Source organism: Pseudomonas sp. S06B 330 (assembly GCF_002845275.2).
Classification (GTDB): Bacteria; Pseudomonadota; Gammaproteobacteria; order Pseudomonadales; family Pseudomonadaceae; genus Aquipseudomonas.
Genome location: NZ_CP088149.1, coordinates 2,318,023 through 2,335,828, shown reverse-complemented (window position 1 = coordinate 2,335,828; position 17,806 = coordinate 2,318,023). Strand labels below are relative to the sequence as shown.

Here is a 17,806-nt window from a genome sequence, read left to right as displayed (position 1 = left end):
AGGGCCGAGAGCGACGCACCCGTGCAGCGCGGCCCTTTAAATGTAGGAAAGGAGAGTTTAAAAATGGCATTTGACGCATATATCCAAATCGACGGCATCCCGGGTGAAGTACTGGACGACAAGCACAAGGACTGGATCGAAGTGCTGGGTTACGAGTACGGCGCTACCCAAGCCACCTCGGCCACTGCCAGCTCTTCGGGCGGTGCTTCCTCCGAGCGTGTTGCCCTGAGCGACTTCAGCATCCGCAAGGCCGTGGACAAGGCTTCAGCCAAGCTGTTCGAAGCCTGCTGCAAAGGCACCCACATCGCCAAGATCCAGTTGAACGTCAACCGCGCCGGCGGCGACAAGGTCACCTACCTGACCATCAACCTGGAAGAAGTCGTGGTGTCTTCGGTCAAAGCCGTTGCCGGCGGTAACCAGGGCGGTGAAGACAAGGCCGTCAGCGACCTGCCGATCGAAGAAATCAGCTTCAACTTCGCCCGCATCAAGACCACTTACACTCAGCAGAGCCGTGCCGACGGCCAGGGCGGCGGCAACGTCACCGGCGGTTGGGACCGCACTGCCAACAAAGTGTTCGCTTAAGGCTGTAGCGCTAGCGGGCCGCGCAAGCGGCCCGTGTTCGGCACCGCGCTCCCCCGTGGAGGCGGTGCTCCTTTACCCTGATCAGAGTGTTTTATGCCTGAATTTCTCAACGACTTTTCGCTGGCCGAACTGACAGCGCCCATCGCAGACGGGAGCGGCGAAGACTTGAGCTTTTCCACCTTGTTCGACCAGATCAAGGAGGCCCGCCGGGCAGACCCGGACTACCTGACCCTGGGCGACTGGCAAACCGACCTCAAATCCGCCGATTGGGACCTGACTATCAGCCTCTCGGCCCAAGGCCTGGCCCAACAGAGCAAGGACCTGATGCTGGTGGCCTGGCTCAACGAAGGGCTGGCGCAGCGCTATCATTTCGAAGGCATCACCTTCGGCCTGAACCTGGCCGAGCAGATCCTGCAATCCTACTGGGACACCCTCTACCCCTCCCTTGAAGAAGGCCTGGATGAACGCGGCGCGCGCCTGTCCTGGCTCAAGACCTCACTCACCGACATCGTCGGGGGGTTGCCCATTACCCAAGGGCAACATTTCGGTGTGCTTCGCTATGACGAATCACGCCACGTGGAAAACCTCGCCCTGCAGAATCCCAAGGCTATGCAGGTGGCGTTGGACGAAGGCAAGATCAACGCCGAAATCTTCCAGCGTTCCGTGGTACTGAGCGACTCCGATCACCTGCGCCAAAAGGCCCAGCAGATCGCCGACAGCCTCAATGCCTGTCGCCAGTTGCAAGCGACCATCGACCGTTTGTTCGGTGCCGAGGCGCCAAGCTTCGCCACCCTCGTCGACATCTTGTCGCGGGCCAGCCAATTGGCGGAGAAGTTGTTGAAAGACCGTGGAATCGAACTCAACCCACCCGCGCCGGCAACGCCAGAAGTGGCCGCCGAGTCCTCCCCTTCTCACGCGCCAGGTGCCTCGATGACCAACCTTGTCCAGGACGCGCCCGCAGCGCCGATGCGCACCACGCCGCTGACCCGCGACGAAGCCTTCACCATGCTCGCCGGCATTGCCCAGTTCTTCAAACAGAGCGAGCCGCAGAGCCCGGTACCGTACCTGATCGAACGCGCCATCAAGTGGGGCAACATGCCGCTCGAAGGGTGGTTGAGCGACGTGATCAAGGACAGCAACGTGGTCGACACCATTCGCGATGTACTTGGCACCCGCGAACCGCGTGGTTGATCCGACTACATTGGCCTGAGGGGGTACCGTGGGCAAGGTCGACAGCTAGACACGTGCGTGCCGGCCTGCACAAACAGTTGCATGCCGACAGCAACGCTTTCAGACTCGCGGTTCACCTTGCTAGGAATCGCCATGATCCACATCCGCCCCATGACCGCCGCCGACTTCGACCTCTTCTGGCCGACCTTCCAGGCCATTGTCGGCGCTCGCGAAACCTACGCCTTCGACCCGGCCATGAGCCAGGAACAGGCACGTCAGCTGTGGCTGGAATCTCCCCTGTACACCTGGGTGGTAGAGGAGGATGGGCAACTGCTGGGCTCCTACTACCTCAAGGCCAATGCCGCCGGCCCTGGCAATCATGTCAGCAACTGCGGCTATATGGTCAGCGAGGCTGCACGAGGGCGTGGCGTGGCCCGGCTGATGTGCGAGCACTCGCAACGGCTGGCCCGTGATCAAGGCTTTCTGGCCATGCAGTTCAACTCGGTGGTGTCGAGTAACGAGGCGGCGGTGGCGTTGTGGCAGAAACTGGGGTTCGAAAGCGTCGGGCGTTTGCCGCGGGCGTATCGACATGCTCAGCTGGGGCTGGTGGATTGCCTGGTGATGTACAAGTGGCTGGAGCAACCCCAGCAACCGATGCTGATCGGGCGCAAGAACATCGAAGCGGTGGTGTCGCGCAAGCGCGGGCGTTGATCTCACTGTAACGCATTGACTGCAAAGGCTTTCAATGGTCAGATGCGCACCAGTTTCAGGTGTCCTGCGCCGCCGTGCGCAGGGTGAAACGGGAAGCCGGTGCGTCACTCAAGGTGACTAGTCCGGCGCTGCCCCCGCAACGGTAAGCGAGCGAAGCCTTCGAAACACCACTGTGCTCCGGCATGGGAAGGTGAAGGCCTTCATGACCCTCGCAAGCCCGGAGACCGGCCTGAAACTTCGTTTGGCAACCCCGCGGTGGGCGGGCGCAGGCCGGTTTGCGGGCGCCTGCGCGCGCACTTCCTCCATGCGTTGTTCCCTCCGGGATTCATTCTTCCAGTAGATTGTGGAACGACATGTCCCGTTACTCCAAGCTTCACACCCTGGCGGCCAATGCCCTGGCCCCTTGCCTGGCATTCTCCTTGCCAGCCTTCGCCACTGAAACCGACAGTAAAGCCCTGGCCCTGCCCTCAACGGCGATCACCAGCAGCAGCGACAATGAGCCAATCAGCCTGGCCACCCCACTGCCAGCCGGATCACGCCTGAACCTCAGTGCCATGGACACCCCGGCCAGCACCAGCAGCCTCAGTGCCGAGGTTATTGGCGGGCGCAACAACCGCAGCGTGCAGGACGCCGTCACCCGCTCGCCGGGAATCACCTCTGTGGCGACCCCAGGCAATGGCAACACTGCCCTCTCGGCCCGTGGCTTTGAAGGCCACGGTTCAGTAATGACCCTGTTCGACGGTTCGCGGATGTACACCGGCGCCGGCACCCAGACCTTTCCGGTCGATCCATGGATGGTCGAGCGCATCGATATCATCCGTGGTCCGGCCTCGGTGCTTTATGGTGAAGGCGCGACCGGCGCGGTGATCAACGTGATTCCGAAAAAGCCCTTCGCCGGTGACATTCAGAACCACCTGCGCCTGGGCTATGGCTCGTATGACCGTCAACAGCTGGGCCTGGACAGCGGCGGCTCGTTGAGCGAGCGCCTGAGCTACCAGCTTACCCTCAACCAACAGGCAAGCAACGGCTGGGTCGATCGTGGCGACTCGAAAAACCTGGCCATGAGCGCCGCCCTGCGCTTCGATGCCAGCGACGACCTGAGTTTTACCCTGGCCCATGAACGTGGTGATGCCGAGCCGATGAACTACTTCGGCACACCGTTGATCGACGGCCACTACCGCGACAGCCTGCGCAAGAAGAACTACAACGTTGAGAATGATGTGCAGCGTTACCACGACGAGTGGACCCGTCTGAACACCGACTGGGCGATCAGCGATTCGATCAGCGCCAGCAACCAGCTCTACTACATCAAGAGCCGCCGCCACTGGCGCAACGCAGAGGACTACACCTGGGACAGCAGCCTGGGGCAGTTGCAGCGCGGCAGCTACCTGGAGATCAAGCATGATCAGGAACAGGTCGGCGACCGCCAGAGCTTTACCTTCGATCACAGCCTGTTCGGCCTGGCCAGCAAGACTGTGGTCGGTGCCGAGTACAACCGCATTCGTTTCGGCATCAACAGCAACTCGCCGTACAACGACATCGGCGGCGACTACATCGACCCCTGGCACCCGGCACCCGGCGACTTCCACAGCCTGGACCCGACCCGGCCACAGTCGCACAGCACCACCCGCACCTTTGCGTTGTTCGCCGAAAACCGCACCCAGCTGTCTGATCGCTGGTCGTTAGTGACCGGTATTCGCCGTGACCAGAACCACATCGACCGTGACAACCTGATCGACAACAGCCGCACCGACCGCAGCCTCAACGGCGGCAACTGGCGAGCAGGCCTGGTGTTTGCCGTGACCGATGAACTGTCGCTGTATGGCCAGTACTCCACCAGCGAAGATGGCGTCAGCGACCTGGTCACGCTCAGCCCCAGCCAGCAAAACTTCGACCTCACCGAAGCCAAGCAGACCGAATTCGGCCTCAAGCAACTGTTCTGGGACGGCCGTGGCGAATGGACCCTGGCGGCCTATCACATCGTCAAAAAGAAACTGCTGGTCGATGACCCGATCACTCACCAGAAACAGCAAGCCGGACAGCAGACCTCCGACGGCCTGGAGGCCACCCTGGAACTGGCTCTGGCCAACCAGTGGCATGTCTCGGCCAATGCGTCGGTGGTGCGCGCCCAATATGACGACTTTGACCAGACGGTTGGCGGCCAGTCCGTTTCGCGTGCCGGCAACCGCCCCAGCAATGTACCGCGACGCACTGCCAACCTGTGGGTGAACAAAGGATTTGGTTACGGCGTAGCGGCCGGCATGGGTCTGCGTTATGTCGATGAGCGTTACGCCAATACCGCCAACACGCAGACGGTGCCGGGGTTTACCGTGGTCGACGCCAACCTGGGCTGGCACGTGCTGCCCGATGTGCGTCTGGGCCTGCAGTTGAACAACCTGCTAGACCGACGCTACGCCGCAACCGCCCACAGTGGCGAGCAGTGGTTGATGGGTGAGCCGCGCTCGTATTTCGCTACGGTGGACTACAGCTTCTGAGGTGGTGGGAACTGGCCTTGCCAGCGATGCAGGCACCGCGCAACAACTGACAGCGTGCCGATCTCATCGCCAGCAAGGCTGGCCCACAATAAAGCAACATCTCCGTCGCCACAGGGTCCAAGTGGATATCCAGAAAAAGGTGATTATGCTTCAAGAAGTCTTGCACCAATGCGCAACCGCCACCCCCAGGGCCAGGGTGCGGTAACGACAGTGGCTACTCCGGCCTATAAGAACAAGACGGAGAACACTCATGGCAGCAATCGACAACACCTCCACCGGCACCACACCCAAACGCGGAATCACCAAGGAGGAGCGCAAGGTCATCTTCGCCTCGTCCTTGGGTACTGTTTTCGAGTGGTACGATTTCTACCTCTACGGCTCCCTGGCGGCGATCATCGCCAAGCACTTTTTCGCCGGGGTCAACGAGACAACCTCATTCATCTTCGCCCTCCTCGCCTTTGCCGCAGGCTTTGCCGTGCGGCCGTTCGGCGCCATTGTGTTCGGGCGCCTGGGCGATATGATCGGGCGCAAGTACACCTTCCTGATCACCATTGTGATCATGGGGGTCTCCACTGCCGTGGTTGGCTTTCTACCCGGTTACGCCACCATCGGCGTGGCCGCACCGATCATCCTGATTACCCTGCGCCTGCTACAAGGCCTGGCCTTGGGTGGCGAATACGGTGGTGCGGCAACCTATGTGGCCGAGCATGCCCCGAAAGGCAAACGCGGGTACTTCACCTCATGGATTCAGACCACCGCGACCCTGGGCTTGTTTCTGTCGCTGCTGGTGATCCTCGCCTGCCGCACGATCCTCGGCACCGAAGCCTTCGAGGCCTGGGGTTGGCGGATTCCGTTCCTGCTGTCGATTCTGTTGCTGATCGTCTCGGTGTACATCCGCCTGCAATTGAGCGAGTCGCCGGTATTTCAGAAAATGAAGGCCGAAGGCAAGGCGTCCAAGGCGCCGCTGACCGAATCCTTCGCCCGTTGGGACAACCTAAAGGTGGTGATCATGGCCCTGCTGGGCGGCACGGCCGGTCAGGCCGTGGTGTGGTACACCGGACAGTTCTACGCGCTGTTCTTCCTGTTGCAGACGCTGAAGATCGACCCGCAAACCGCCAACCTGCTGATTGCCGGTTCCTTGCTGATCGGTACGCCGTTCTTCATTCTGTTCGGCAGCCTTTCCGACCGTATCGGTCGCAAGGGCATCATCATGGCCGGCTGCATCATCGCGGCGTTGACCTACTTCCCGATCTTCCATGCCTTGACGCAGTACGGTAATCCCGACGTATTCATCGCCCAGGAGAAAAACCCGGTCACGGTAGTCGCCGACCCCAGCCAGTGCTCGTTCCAATTCGACCCGGTAGGCAAGGCCAAATTCACCAGTTCCTGTGACCTGGCCAAGAGCGTGTTGGCCAAACGCGCCATTCCTTACCAGAACGAGAAGGCCGTGCCAGGTGCGGTAGCGCAGATTCGCATCGGTGACAAAGTGCTGCAGAGCTTCGAGGGCACCGGCATGCCGGCTGCCGACTTCAAGGCCCAGAACGATGCCTTCGTCGCCACCCTCGGCGGTGCCCTCAAGGACGCGGGTTATCCGGAGAAGGCTGATCCGAACAAGACCAACTACCCGATGGTGTTGCTCCTGCTGACCATTCTGGTGATCTACGTGACCATGGTCTACGGACCGATTGCCGCCTGGCTCGTGGAGCTGTTCCCGGCGCGTATTCGCTACACCTCGATGTCGCTGCCCTACCACATCGGCAACGGCTGGTTCGGCGGTTTCCTGCCAACGGTGGCCTTTGCCATGGTCGCGGCCACTGGCGATATCTACTACGGGCTGTGGTACCCGATCGTCATCGCAGTGATGACGGCGATCCTGGGCATCCTGTTCCTGCCAGAAACCAAGGATCGCGACATCAGTCACACCTGAAACTGAGACTGTACGTAGCACAGCGGGTTGGGCGATGATCACGCCCCCCCGCTTTCAATGGAATGAATATGCCAGACTTAATGGCCATCTTTTCTTTGTGTGTTGTCGTACTGTTTTTGAAGATGCTGGCCATCTCCTGCTATCAGGGCTTCTATCGCATCAGCCGCCAGACCTTCAAGAATGCCGAAGACGCCGCGTTTGTCGGTCGCCCAGCAAGCCCACAGGAGTTACCGCAGGTCAGCCGCGCAGCTCAAGCCTGGACCAATGACCTTCAGAACATTCCGGTGTTTTTTTTCCTCGGCGCGCTGTGCCAGCTTTATTACCCGCCGGGGCAGCTCAGCGCCGGCTTGATGGTCGTGTTCACCGCCGCACGCCTGGTGCATACGGTGGCCTATCTGGCGCGCTGGCAGCCGTGGCGCACGATCGCCTATGTCGTTGGGATCATCTGCCTCTTGGGCTTGGCCGGCATCGTGGTGATGGGTGCCGTGCGCCATTTGTAAGAAGGCTGACTGTTGCCCGGGGTCAACACGTGCACCGTGTGACGGGCCAGTAAAACCAAAAGCGGGATTGACGCCGATGCGTCAATCCCGCTCTGTGACAGCCTGAGAACCTTAGTTCAATCAGTTCCAGGGACGGTCGCCGTTCTCGTCTTTGATGCGGGTCGGCAGGCCCATCTCGTCCAGCGCCTTGAGGAACGGCTCAGCCGGGAGCTCCTCGACGTTGGCCATGCGCTGCACATCCCACTGACCACGGGCAACCAGCAAGGCCGCAGCCACAGGTGGCACGCCGGCGGTGTAGGAAATGCCCTGGCTGTCGGTTTCGGCGTAAGCCTCTTCATGATCCGCCACGTTATAGATGAAGACCTCACGTGGCTGGCCATCCTTGGTACCTTTGACCAGGTCACCAATGCAGGTTTTACCGGTGTAACCCGGTGCCAGCGACGAGGGGTCAGGCAGCACGGCCTTAACCACTTTGAGCGGCACCACTTCCAGGCCTTCAGCGGTCTTGACCGGCTGCTCGGAGAGCAGGCCAAGGTTTTTGAGCACGGTGAAGACGTTGATGTAGTGCTCACCGAAACTCATCCAGAAACGCACGTTCGGCACGTCGAGGTTCTTCGACAGCGAGTGCACTTCATCGTGGCCGGTCAGGTACAGGTTCTGCGAACCTACCACGGGCAGGTCGTCGGTACGCTTGACCTCGAACATGGTGTTGCTGGTCCACTGGCTGTTCTGCCAGCTCCACACCTGTCCGGTGAATTCGCGGAAGTTGATTTCCGGGTCAAAATTGGTGGCAAAGTATTTGCCATGTGAGCCGGCATTGACATCGAGAATGTCGATCGAATCAATGCGGTCGAAATACTGTTGTTGCGCCAGCGCCGCATAAGCGTTGACCACACCTGGGTCGAAGCCTACGCCTAGAATGGCGGTAATGTTCTTCTGCTGGCATTCCTCGAGGTGTTTCCACTCGTAGTTGCCGTACCAGGGCGGTGTTTCGCAGATTTTGCCCGGTTCTTCGTGAATGGCGGTGTCCAGATAGGCCACGCCGGTATCGATGCAGGCACGCAGCACCGACATGTTGAGGAACGCGGAACCGACGTTGATGACGATTTGCGATTCGGTTTCGCGGATCAGCGCCTTGGTCGCTTCGACGTCCAGAGCGTTCAGCGCAAAAGCCTTGATTTCAGCGGGCTGCTTGAGGCTGCCCTTGGCCTTGACGCTGTCGATGATGGCCTGGCATTTGGAGATGTTGCGCGACGCGATAGCAATACGACCGAGTTCGTCGTTGTGCTGCGCGCACTTGTGGGCCACCACCTTGGCGACACCTCCTGCACCAATGATAAGAACGTTCTTCTTCAATTTCTCTTTCTCTCCTTTACTGCCAGCTTACGACAGGCTGGACAAGTAGTCTTCGAAACCAAACTCGCGAACCACCTCGACAGTACCGTCGAGTTGTTTCACTACGATGGACGGCATTTTCAGGCCGTTGAACCAGTTTTTCTTGACCATGGTGTAACCCGCTGCGTCAACAAACGACAGCCGATCGCCGATGGCCAGCGGACGATCAAATGAGTATTCGCCGAAAATGTCGCCAGCCAGGCAGGATTTGCCGCAGACCATGTAGGTGTGGTCGCCGGTGCTCGGCGCCAGCTTGGCGTTGAGGCGGTAGATCAGCAGGTCGAGCATGTGCGCTTCGATGGAGCTGTCGACCACGGCCAGGTGCTTGCCGTTGTAGAGGGTGTCGAGCACGGTGACTTCCAGCGAGGCGCTCTGGGTGATCGCCGCTTCGCCTGGCTCCAGGTAGACCTGCACGCCGTACTTCTCGGAGAACGCCTTCAGGCGTGCGCAGAACGCGTCCAGTGCATAGCCTTCACCAGTGAAGTGGATACCGCCGCCCAGGCTCACCCACTCGACCTTGTGCAGCAGGTGACCGAAGCGGTCTTCGATGGTGCACAGCATCTGGTCGAACAGGCCGAAGTCGCCGTTCTCGCAGTTGTTGTGGAACATGAAGCCGGAGATCTGCTCGATCACCGCTTCGACTTTGACCGGATCCCACTCGCCCAGGCGGCTGAACGGGCGCGCCGGATCGGCCAGCAGGTAGTCGGAGCTGCTCACTTGCGGGTTGACGCGCAGGCCACGGACCTTGCCGTCGGAGGCGTCAGCAAAGCGTTGCAGCTGGCCGATGGAGTTGAAGATGATCTTGTCGCAGTTATCGAGCATTTCCTCGATTTCATCGTCGGCCCAGGCCACGCTGTAGGCGTGGGTCTCGCCGGCGAACTTCTGGCGACCCAACTTGAGCTCGTAGAGCGACGACGAGGTGGTGCCGTCCATGTACTGCTGCATCAGGTCGAACACCGACCAGGTGGCGAAGCACTTGAGTGCCAGCAGGGCCTTGGCGCCGGAGTTTTCACGCACGTAGGCGATCTTCTCCATGTTGCGCAGCAGCTTGGTTTTGTCGATGAGGTAGTACGGCGTTTTGATCATTTCGAGGCCCCCGGCAAGGCCGGCCAAAAAAAGGACACGCATTGTGCCCTCCCTTGCCCCAAGTCGAAAGAGCGAAAAGCGCTTTTCCCTCAGTCAATGGTCAGTTTGCCAGCAAAACCCCCACATTTCTGTGAGAGCTGGCCTTGCCAGCGATGCAGACACCGCGCAATCGCTGACACTGCGCCGATTTCATCGCCGGCAAGGCCGGCTCTCACAAAAAAACCAGCAGGATAACTGTCCCTACAACGTCAGCTAAATGCGTTGATAAACCAGGTAATCAACGGCAAGGCGACGATATCGATCAGCACCGCACCACACAGCGGCACGATGATGAAAGCCTTGTAGGAAAACACTTTGTAGTGGTCACAAATGGCGCCCATGTTCGCCACCGCATTGGGCGTAGCGCCCAAGCCGTGGCCCATGTAGCCGGCGCAGAGCACGGCGGCATCGTAATTGCCGCCGAACAGGCGGAACAGCACGAAGATGCACAGCAATACCATGATCACCACCTGCACCACCAGGATGACCAACAACGGCAGGCCCAGGTGCTCCAGCTCCCAGAACTTCAGGCTCATCATGGCCATGGTCAGGAACATCCCCAGGCTGATATCGCCCACGGTGCTGACAGCATTGTCGGGCAGTTCGATCACACGCGCACGGTCATTGAAGTTGCGCAGAATGATGGCGACGAACATCGCACCGACGTACACCGGTAGCACGATACCCAGGTGTTCGTTCAGGGCGTTACCCATCCAGAAGCCCAGCACCATGATCACCAGGATGCAGGTCAACAGCCGCAGCAGCACCGCCGCGTCCAAGGGCACGCTCGGGGCTTCGTTGGCCTTTTCCAGCGCTTGCAGGGTGTCAACCCGGTCGGCCTTGACCGCGAGTTTTTTGCGGTCGATCAGGTAGCGGGCTACCGGGCTGCCGAGCAAGCCGCCAGCGACCATGCCGAAGGTTGCCGACGCCAGCGCCGCCGTCGTGGCACCGCTGGTACCCAGGCTTTCGGCAATCGGTCCGAACGCCGCCGCCGCACCAAAGCCACCTTCGAGTGACACCGCTCCGGCCATGATCCCCAATAACGGGTCAATGCCCAGCGCTTTAGCCATGCCGACACCCACCAGGTTCTGCAGCAAGGCCAGGCCCCAACAGGCGCCCAGGTAGACGAAGAGGATCTTGCCACCCTGACGCAGCAAGCCAAGGCTGCCGCCCAGGCCAACCGTGGTGAAGAACACCACCATCAACGGGGTTTGCATGGCGGTGTCGAGCTTGATGTCCAGCCATTGCTGGTTACGCAGCAGCCATACCACCAAGGCAAAGCCAAAGCCGCCGATCACAGGAGCCGGTACACAAAGCTGGCGCAGCCAGTAACTGTGCTTTTTCAGTTGCGCGCCCATCGCCAGCAGCACAAGCGCCAGGGCGACGGTGGTCAATGCATCGAGTTGCAGAGTCAGCATGGGTTAACACTCTTGTTTTTATACTTGGATTTATGGGGTCAAGGGCTCAGTCAACCAGGCTGGCCAGTAGCCTGGCGCCAATACGCGCGGTGCGCTGGTCCTGATCAAGTCCGGGGTTGAGTTCGGCGATGTCAGCCATGCGCAACTTGCCGCTGGCCTTGGCCTGGCGGACCAGGTGCTCGACCACCATCAGGTCGACGCCATGGGCCGATGGCGCACTCACACCGGGGGCCTGGCTGGCGGGCAGCACATCCAGGCACACGGTCATGTAGAGGTGATCGATGCCACTCAGAAATGCCTCGACATAGTCTTCGATGGCCGGGACATTCCATGGCTGCATCTGCCGGTCAAGGCGATAGCGCACGTTCAGGCGCTGGGCCTGCTCGAACAGGGCCTGGGTGTTGTTCAGCTCGCTCACGCCCAGGCAGCAGTAGTCAAAGGCCATGCCGGCTGCTTGGCAGTATTCGGCGATCTGCCGAAACGGCGTGCCGGAGCTGCTTTGTGCGGCGTGGCGCAGGTCAAAATGGGCATCGAAATTGAGAATGCCGATACGTGGGCACGGCTCGTGCTGGCGCAGGTGTTCGGCCAGCCCGAGGAAGCTGGCATAGGCAATTTCATGGCCGCCGCCCAGGCCCAAGGGCAAGTGGCCCTGGTCGAGCAATTGGCTGACCTGTTTGGCGTAAGCCTGTTGCGCACCTTCCAGGTCGCTGCCGACACATTCGATGTCACCGCTGTCGTAGAGCCCACGCTCGCCGCGCCAGGCCAGGTTGGCCAGTGCCTTGCGCAGCGCTGAAGGGCCTTGACGGGCGCCCGTGCGGCCCTGGTTACGGCTGACGCCTTCGTCGCAGGCCAGGCCCACCAGGGCGGTGCCAGGTGTTTGCTCACGGCTAAAGGGCTGCACCCATTGGTGCCAGCGCAGCGCCGACGCGCCTTCGCCAGCGTCGATACGGCCTTGCCACAGGGCCATGGTGAGATGTGCGGTCATGCGGGGTACTCCAGGTAGATTCAATCCAGCCGCGCACCTACGCGCAGGGCGACCTCACGGGTCCAGCGGGTCAGACGCTCGCTGTTCTGCTGTGCGCGAAAGGCCGGGGCCATCAGGCTGATAGCGCCGTGCAGGCGGTTGCGGCTGTCGAGCACCGGGGCGCTGACGCCCCAGATGCCGTCATCAATTTCGCCCAGGCTGACGGCGTAGCCCTGAGCGCGAATGGGGATGAAGCTTTGCTGATAAACCACGATGCCTTCGGCGTCCACGCCTTGCTCGTGAAGGATCGCCTCACTGCGTTCAGGCGCCATGTGGGCCAGCAGTACCCGCGCCGAGGCACCGACCAACAGCGGCTGGGCCAAGCCCTTCTGATAGCAGCAACGCAGTGGCTGCGGGCTGTCGATCAGCTCGATACAAATCGCCTGGCCATTGCTCGGCACCATCAGCGCGACGCTTTCACGGCTCAGTTCAGCCAGGCGTTTAAGCTCCGGCAAGGCTTGCGACACCAGCAGCGCTTCGCGGTCGAACTTGTTTGCCAGCTGCAGGCAAGCCGGTCCCGGCAGGTAGCGGCCATGACCATTGTCTTCGGCCAACCCCCAACGCAGCAGGGTTTTCAAATGCCGGTAAGTGCTGCTCAAAGGCTGTGCCAATTGAAGGCTCAGCTCCTTGGCCGACAGCGCTTCATCGGCTTGGCCTAAGGCGACGAGAATCTGCAACAAGCGATCAGTGGGCGTGGTGTAGTTCATGTGTGCTCCTTGCGAACATGGTGCACAGGGTTTTCCCAAAGGGTGAAACAGGATTCCCACTAAGTGGGAAATATCGCTATTAAAAGCGACGAGGGGCATGTAACGGGCAGATCAAAGGTGCCTCAGGCAGGGCTCAAGGGTCAGGCAGCAACGGATTTAGCGCAGCGTCCGAACACCACCACCTCTGCTGCAGTCGCAATCACCAGGCTCAAGCCGGTGTAGGAGAAGCCGAACGCCCTCACCTCCAGCTCTACTCCGAGCTTGTGGAACAGGGCCGGTCGGTTGTAGCGCGCGCCGTGCAGCCACGAACCCGGTTCAACCAGCAACAGATGCTGTTCGGGCCAGGCCAAGATGATGTCTTCGATCATCCAGCCATCAGCGGTAGCCAGCGGCAGGCCGCCGCCATTGATCCCGGCCATGCGAACCACCTGATCGTGCAATGGGCCAATGCCGCGGGTTTCCAGATGGCGGTCGCTGCCCAGGTTATCGGTGCGGTCGCGGGCGACTTTTGCCCCTGTTTGACAATCGATCACACTGCGCCCCGAGCTGGAGGCAACCAGCATCAGTTCGCCGTCGCGCTCAAAGCCGACTTCCAGCAGGCCGGCGATGGTCAATCGCGTCTTCAGTTGCCACGGCTCAGGCGCTGGCGCGACCGGAAGCTGTTCGATCACCCGGCGCAGCGGGTCAAGATGGGATGAGGGCATGTCACGACTCTGCGGTATGGGTCAGTGGCCAACTAGGCACCCTACAGGCAGGCGGGTACTTTTGCTATGCAGACGCTCTCAATCGGTGTTCACCACTGGCAATAAACTTCTGGGTACACTCGCCAGGTAAACCCCTTGCCCTGCGGAGCACACATTGCCCACCCCACGTCAGTTCAGCCGTAAATCCAGCACAACCAACATGCTGAACTTAAACCATCCGCAAACGGCTTCCACCCCTGCCTATAGGGTCGGTTTTGTGCTGCTGGAGAACTTCTCCATGGCCAGCTTCACCGTGGCCATGGATGTACTGGTTACCGCCAACTTGCTGCAGAACAACCTGTTCAGGATCACGCCTCTGTCATTGGGCAGTGATCGGGTGATGAGCGACTTGGGGTTGGAGATCTTTGCGGCAGGTCTGGAGCGAACCGCCCTGAACCAGTACGACATGCTGGTAGTGTGCGGCGGCTTGCGCACGCCGCTCAAGTACCCGGAGCTGGACCGGTTGCTGGCCGAGGCTGCCAACCATGGCCTGGCCCTCGGCGGCTTGTGGAACGGCGCGTACTTTCTCGGTCGTGCCGGGGTGCTTAGCGATTACCGCTGCACCATTCACCCCGAGCAACGGGCAAGCCTGGCCGAGCGCAGTGGGCAGAGCACAATTACCCCGGCAAGCTATGTTGTCGATCGCGACCGTTTGACGGCGGCCAGCCCCAATGGCGCACTGGAAATGATGCTGGCACTGCTGAAGTTACATCAGGGCGAAGCGCTGGCGGCTGGGGTCGAGGAGATCCTGGCGTTCTCCGGTGCGCGTTTTCGCCGGGTCGACAGCAGCTCGAAAAAATCGATGAGCGCACCGTTGCGCACCATCGTCGAATTGATGGAAAACAACCTGGAAGAAACGCTGAGCCTGGATCAACTGGCCACCTACAGCGGTCGTTCGCGACGCCAGATCGACCGCTTGTTCCAGGCGCAACTGGGCACCTCCCCCAGCCGCTATTACATGGAGCTACGCATTACCAAGAGCCGGCGCCTGCTGCAATACGCCGACCTGCCACTGATGGACGTGGCGATTGCCTGTGGCTTTGTCTCGGTTTCGCACTTCAGCAAGTGCTACAGCGCCTACTTCGGCTACCCGCCTTCACGCGAGCAGCGCTTGGGCGAGTGAGACAGCTAAAGGCGACCTGGCATGTGCCCATCGTCGTGGCTGAATAAACATCCAGCGCCCATGGCAAGCACATACTTACTGTGGGAGCCGGCCTTGCCGGCGATAGGGTCAGCGCGTAAACCCGCTGTTGCCCAAGGCCTGCTCCCACAAAAGCGAGCACCCTATTGGCCAGTGTGCGCTAGCGCTTCCAACGCCTCACGCAGCGCCTCGGCACTGGCGTATTCGTTCTGCGCCACCACACGGCCCTGCTCCAGTTGCAGCCACAGTACCTTGTCCTCAGCCCCCGGATAGCGCGCCACGACCTTGCCGTCGCGGTCGAGCATGACCCGGTAGCTGTAATCACGCATCGCCGGAACCGCAAACAGCTTGCTGATCAGCGCCGGCATACGCTGGATATCGGCAACGAACACCGCATTGCGCGCTTCGAGGTAGCCCTTGGGACGATCGGCCAGCGCCGCCTTGACCAGCTTGGCACCGTCCATGTTGCGCGCCACCAGCAAAGTGCGGGTCTGGTCGTTGAGGCTGTAGGCCTGATCATGCTGGTCAAGCAGGGTCCACGGCGCTAGACGCTCACCGACTTCAACGGCCTGGGCCAACAGCGGGGACAGACTCAGGAGCAGGGCAATTAGATACTTCACAAGGGACCTCGGCAGGTAGGGAGTGTGGTCGCAGTATTCATGGTTTTGCCCTGACGATCACCCCTCAGGCAGGCAAAACACAGAACAAACAAAAGGATATAAAAATAACAAAACAATCTAACAAAACGGAATAAACAAATTGAAGCGCTCATGGCGGCTCTTTATATTTTTGGACACCACCTACCCTTGCACCTCTGGAGTCCGCCCATGCCGCAACAGCCTCTTTCCCCGCTGCGTCGCCTGTTGACCGGCAGCTTGCTCGCCGTGTTCGCTGCACTCTTGCTCCCTGGCCAGAGCGCCGCTGCCGAGCCTGCCAAAACCTTGCGTATCGGCTACCAGAAATTCAACAGCATCAACATCCTCAAAGGCAGCGGCGCGCTGGAAAAAGCCCTGGCCCCCCAAGGGGTGACCGTCAGCTGGTACGAATTTGCTGCGGGCCCGCAACTGCTCGAAGCCTTGAGCACCGGCGCCATTGACCTGGGCCATGCGGCCGATGCGCCGTCGGTGTTTGCCCAGGCGGCCGGCAAACCCGTGGTTTATCTCGCGGCCGAACAACCCTACCCTCGGGGTATTGGTCTGGTCGTACGGAAGCAGGACAACATCGCCAACATCCAGGCGCTCAAAGGCCAACGTGTGGCCACCGGTCGTGGCTGGAACGCTCAATACCTGTTGGCCGTCGCCTTGGAGGATGCCGGCCTGAGCTACAAAGACATCACCCCGGCCTACGTCAACAACGCCGCCGACGCGGTGGCCGCGTTGCAGTCGGGCAGCGTGCAGGCCGTGACCCTGTGGGACCCGTTCCTGGCAGCGGCAGAAAAACAGCCGGGCCTGAAAAACCTGCGTGACGGCAGCGGGCTGTCCAACAACCGTACCTTTTACCTGTCATCGGCCAGCTTTGCTGACCACAACCGGGCGCTGCTCAAGACCTTCTTCAGCGAGCTGGCCAAGGTCAGTGACTGGGCCAACCACAAACCCGATGAAGTCGCCGCCCTGCTCGCCCCGCAACTGGGCATTGGCGCCGATGTGCTGCAAGTGGCCAGCGAACGGCGCAACTACAACGCCGTGCCGATCGACAGCACCATCACCGCCGAGCAACAAAAACTGGCCGACACCTTCCAGGGCCTGGGCCTGATTCCCAAGCCGCTACGAGTGGCTGATGCGGTGTACCCGGTGTCGGTGTTGCCCTGACCCGTTTGAGCGCGAATGCCGAGCCACGGGCTAGCCCTGCCCGGCATTCAGTAATCGAATACCGGGTATTTCAACATTTAATTTGTGGATAGCACGGCCTTGTCTATATCGTGTCAATGCCTCCCCACGCAGCGCCGGCCGGCGCTGCCAGGCACGGGGACACAACAACAAGTCGAGACTGTCCATGTCGAAATCTTCTTACTACGCCCCTCACGGTGGGCACCCGGCTCAGACCGAGCTGCTGACAGACCGTGCCATGTTTACCGAAGCTTATGCCGTGATCCCCAAGGGCGTGATGCGTGACATCGTCACCAGCCACCTGCCGTTCTGGGACAAGATGCGCATGTGGGTCATCGCCCGTCCGCTGACCGGTTTCTCGGAAACCTTCTCGCAGTACATCGTCGAGCTGGCCCCAGAAGGTGGTAGCGAGCGTCCTGAACTGGACAAGAACGCCGAAGCGGTGTTGTTCGTGGTGGAAGGCGAAGTCGACATCACCCTGCAGGGCAAGCCCTACACCCTCAAGGAAGGCGGCTACGCCTTCATTCCGCCGGCAGCTGACTGGAGCCTGCGTAACACCAGCGGCAAGAACGTCACCTTCCACTGGATCCGCAAGCACTATCAGGTCGTTGAAGGCCTGGCCCTGCCGGAAGCGTTCGTCACCAACGAAAAAGACATCGAGCCGATCCCGATGCCAGGCACCGACGGCGCCTGGGTCACCACCCGCTTCGTCGACATGGCCGACATGCGCCACGACATGCACGTCAATATCGTGACCTTCCAGCCAGGCGGTGTGATTCCGTTTGCTGAAACCCATGTGATGGAACACGGCCTGTATGTGCTGGAAGGTAAAGCGGTGTACCGCTTGAACCAGGACTGGGTCGAGGTTGAAGCCGGTGACTTCATGTGGCTGCGCGCGTTCTGCCCGCAAGCATGCTACTCCGGCGGCCCAGGTCCGTTCCGCTACCTGCTGTACAAGGATGTAAACCGTCATATGAATCTGGTGCTGAACCCTCAGCGTTAAGCCCAGGCTCGATGCACGAAAAGCCCGCCGTTACTGGCG

At 60.6% G+C, this 17,806-nt stretch carries 16 protein-coding genes and 1 riboswitch; of the genes, 9 read left to right on the top strand and 7 right to left on the bottom strand.

All coding sequences use genetic code 11. From position 1 onward, the window contains the following. Positions 1-63: 63 nt before the first annotated feature. The 6 genes from CX511_RS10525 to CX511_RS10500 all read left to right on the top strand — a co-directional run bounded on the left by CX511_RS10525 (position 64) and on the right by CX511_RS10500 (position 7,385). Positions 64-582, top strand: coding sequence for an Hcp family type VI secretion system effector (locus CX511_RS10525; RefSeq protein ID WP_045183963.1), 519 nt, complete (start codon positions 64-66; stop codon positions 580-582). Between the two features lie 93 nt (positions 583-675). After that, positions 676-1,773 (top strand): type VI secretion system protein TssA, encoded by a 1,098-nt coding sequence (tssA, locus tag CX511_RS10520; protein ID WP_045183965.1) that lies wholly within the window; start codon positions 676-678, stop codon positions 1,771-1,773. Between the two features lie 132 nt (positions 1,774-1,905). Further along, complete coding sequence (locus tag CX511_RS10515) at positions 1,906-2,463, top strand: GNAT family N-acetyltransferase (RefSeq protein ID WP_101292571.1); 558 nt, start codon at positions 1,906-1,908, stop codon at positions 2,461-2,463. 40 nt (positions 2,464-2,503) lie between these two features. Then, positions 2,504-2,710, top strand: a riboswitch (cobalamin riboswitch). A 106-nt stretch (positions 2,711-2,816) separates the two neighbouring features. Next, complete coding sequence (locus CX511_RS10510; protein WP_101292573.1) at positions 2,817-4,958, top strand: TonB-dependent receptor; 2,142 nt, start codon at positions 2,817-2,819, stop codon at positions 4,956-4,958. Positions 4,959-5,208: 250 nt separating this feature from the next. Further along, entirely contained in the window at positions 5,209-6,885 is a 1,677-nt protein-coding gene (locus tag CX511_RS10505) for an MFS transporter (RefSeq protein WP_045183969.1), read from the top strand. Positions 6,886-6,953: 68 nt separating this feature from the next. Then, the gene (locus tag CX511_RS10500) at positions 6,954-7,385 is read left to right on the top strand and encodes an MAPEG family protein (RefSeq protein ID WP_045183971.1); all 432 of its coding nucleotides are present in this window, start codon (positions 6,954-6,956) and stop codon (positions 7,383-7,385) included. A 120-nt stretch (positions 7,386-7,505) separates the two neighbouring features. Here CX511_RS10500 and CX511_RS10495 read toward each other — a convergent pair whose 3' ends face one another. The 6 genes from CX511_RS10495 to CX511_RS10470 all read right to left on the bottom strand — a co-directional run bounded on the left by CX511_RS10495 (position 7,506) and on the right by CX511_RS10470 (position 13,758). After that, positions 7,506-8,741 (bottom strand): saccharopine dehydrogenase family protein, encoded by a 1,236-nt coding sequence (locus CX511_RS10495; protein ID WP_045183974.1) that lies wholly within the window; start codon positions 8,739-8,741, stop codon positions 7,506-7,508. A gap of 27 nt (positions 8,742-8,768) precedes the next feature. After that, on the bottom strand, positions 8,769-9,866 hold the full coding sequence (locus CX511_RS10490) for a carboxynorspermidine decarboxylase (protein ID WP_101292622.1): 1,098 nt from the start codon (positions 9,864-9,866) through the stop codon (positions 8,769-8,771). A 248-nt stretch (positions 9,867-10,114) separates the two neighbouring features. After that, entirely contained in the window at positions 10,115-11,323 is a 1,209-nt protein-coding gene (gene gltS, locus CX511_RS10485; protein WP_045183976.1) for a sodium/glutamate symporter, read from the bottom strand. 46 nt (positions 11,324-11,369) lie between these two features. Next, positions 11,370-12,308 carry a formimidoylglutamase gene (gene hutG / locus CX511_RS10480; protein WP_045183978.1) on the bottom strand — a complete coding sequence of 313 codons (939 nt, stop codon included), beginning with the start codon at positions 12,306-12,308 and terminating at the stop codon, positions 11,370-11,372. 20 nt (positions 12,309-12,328) lie between these two features. Next, complete coding sequence (locus CX511_RS10475; RefSeq protein ID WP_045183980.1) at positions 12,329-13,054, bottom strand: IclR family transcriptional regulator; 726 nt, start codon at positions 13,052-13,054, stop codon at positions 12,329-12,331. Positions 13,055-13,194: 140 nt separating this feature from the next. Then, the gene (locus tag CX511_RS10470) at positions 13,195-13,758 is read right to left on the bottom strand and encodes a hypothetical protein (protein ID WP_045183982.1); all 564 of its coding nucleotides are present in this window, start codon (positions 13,756-13,758) and stop codon (positions 13,195-13,197) included. A 154-nt stretch (positions 13,759-13,912) separates the two neighbouring features. On the opposite strand from CX511_RS10470, the gene CX511_RS10465 reads away from it, so the two are divergent. Continuing rightward, on the top strand, positions 13,913-14,920 hold the full coding sequence (locus CX511_RS10465) for a GlxA family transcriptional regulator (RefSeq protein WP_045183984.1): 1,008 nt from the start codon (positions 13,913-13,915) through the stop codon (positions 14,918-14,920). Between the two features lie 161 nt (positions 14,921-15,081). On the opposite strand, the gene CX511_RS10460 is transcribed toward CX511_RS10465, so the two are convergent. Continuing rightward, complete coding sequence (locus CX511_RS10460; protein ID WP_045183986.1) at positions 15,082-15,558, bottom strand: hypothetical protein; 477 nt, start codon at positions 15,556-15,558, stop codon at positions 15,082-15,084. A gap of 207 nt (positions 15,559-15,765) precedes the next feature. Between CX511_RS10460 and CX511_RS10455 the strand changes: the two genes are divergently transcribed. Together CX511_RS10455 and CX511_RS10450 are read left to right on the top strand one after the other, a co-directional pair. Further along, positions 15,766-16,746 carry an aliphatic sulfonate ABC transporter substrate-binding protein gene (locus CX511_RS10455; protein ID WP_045183988.1) on the top strand — a complete coding sequence of 327 codons (981 nt, stop codon included), beginning with the start codon at positions 15,766-15,768 and terminating at the stop codon, positions 16,744-16,746. Between the two features lie 184 nt (positions 16,747-16,930). Next, positions 16,931-17,767 carry a bifunctional allantoicase/(S)-ureidoglycine aminohydrolase gene (locus CX511_RS10450; RefSeq protein ID WP_028944847.1) on the top strand — a complete coding sequence of 279 codons (837 nt, stop codon included), beginning with the start codon at positions 16,931-16,933 and terminating at the stop codon, positions 17,765-17,767. Positions 17,768-17,806 lie beyond the last annotated feature (39 nt).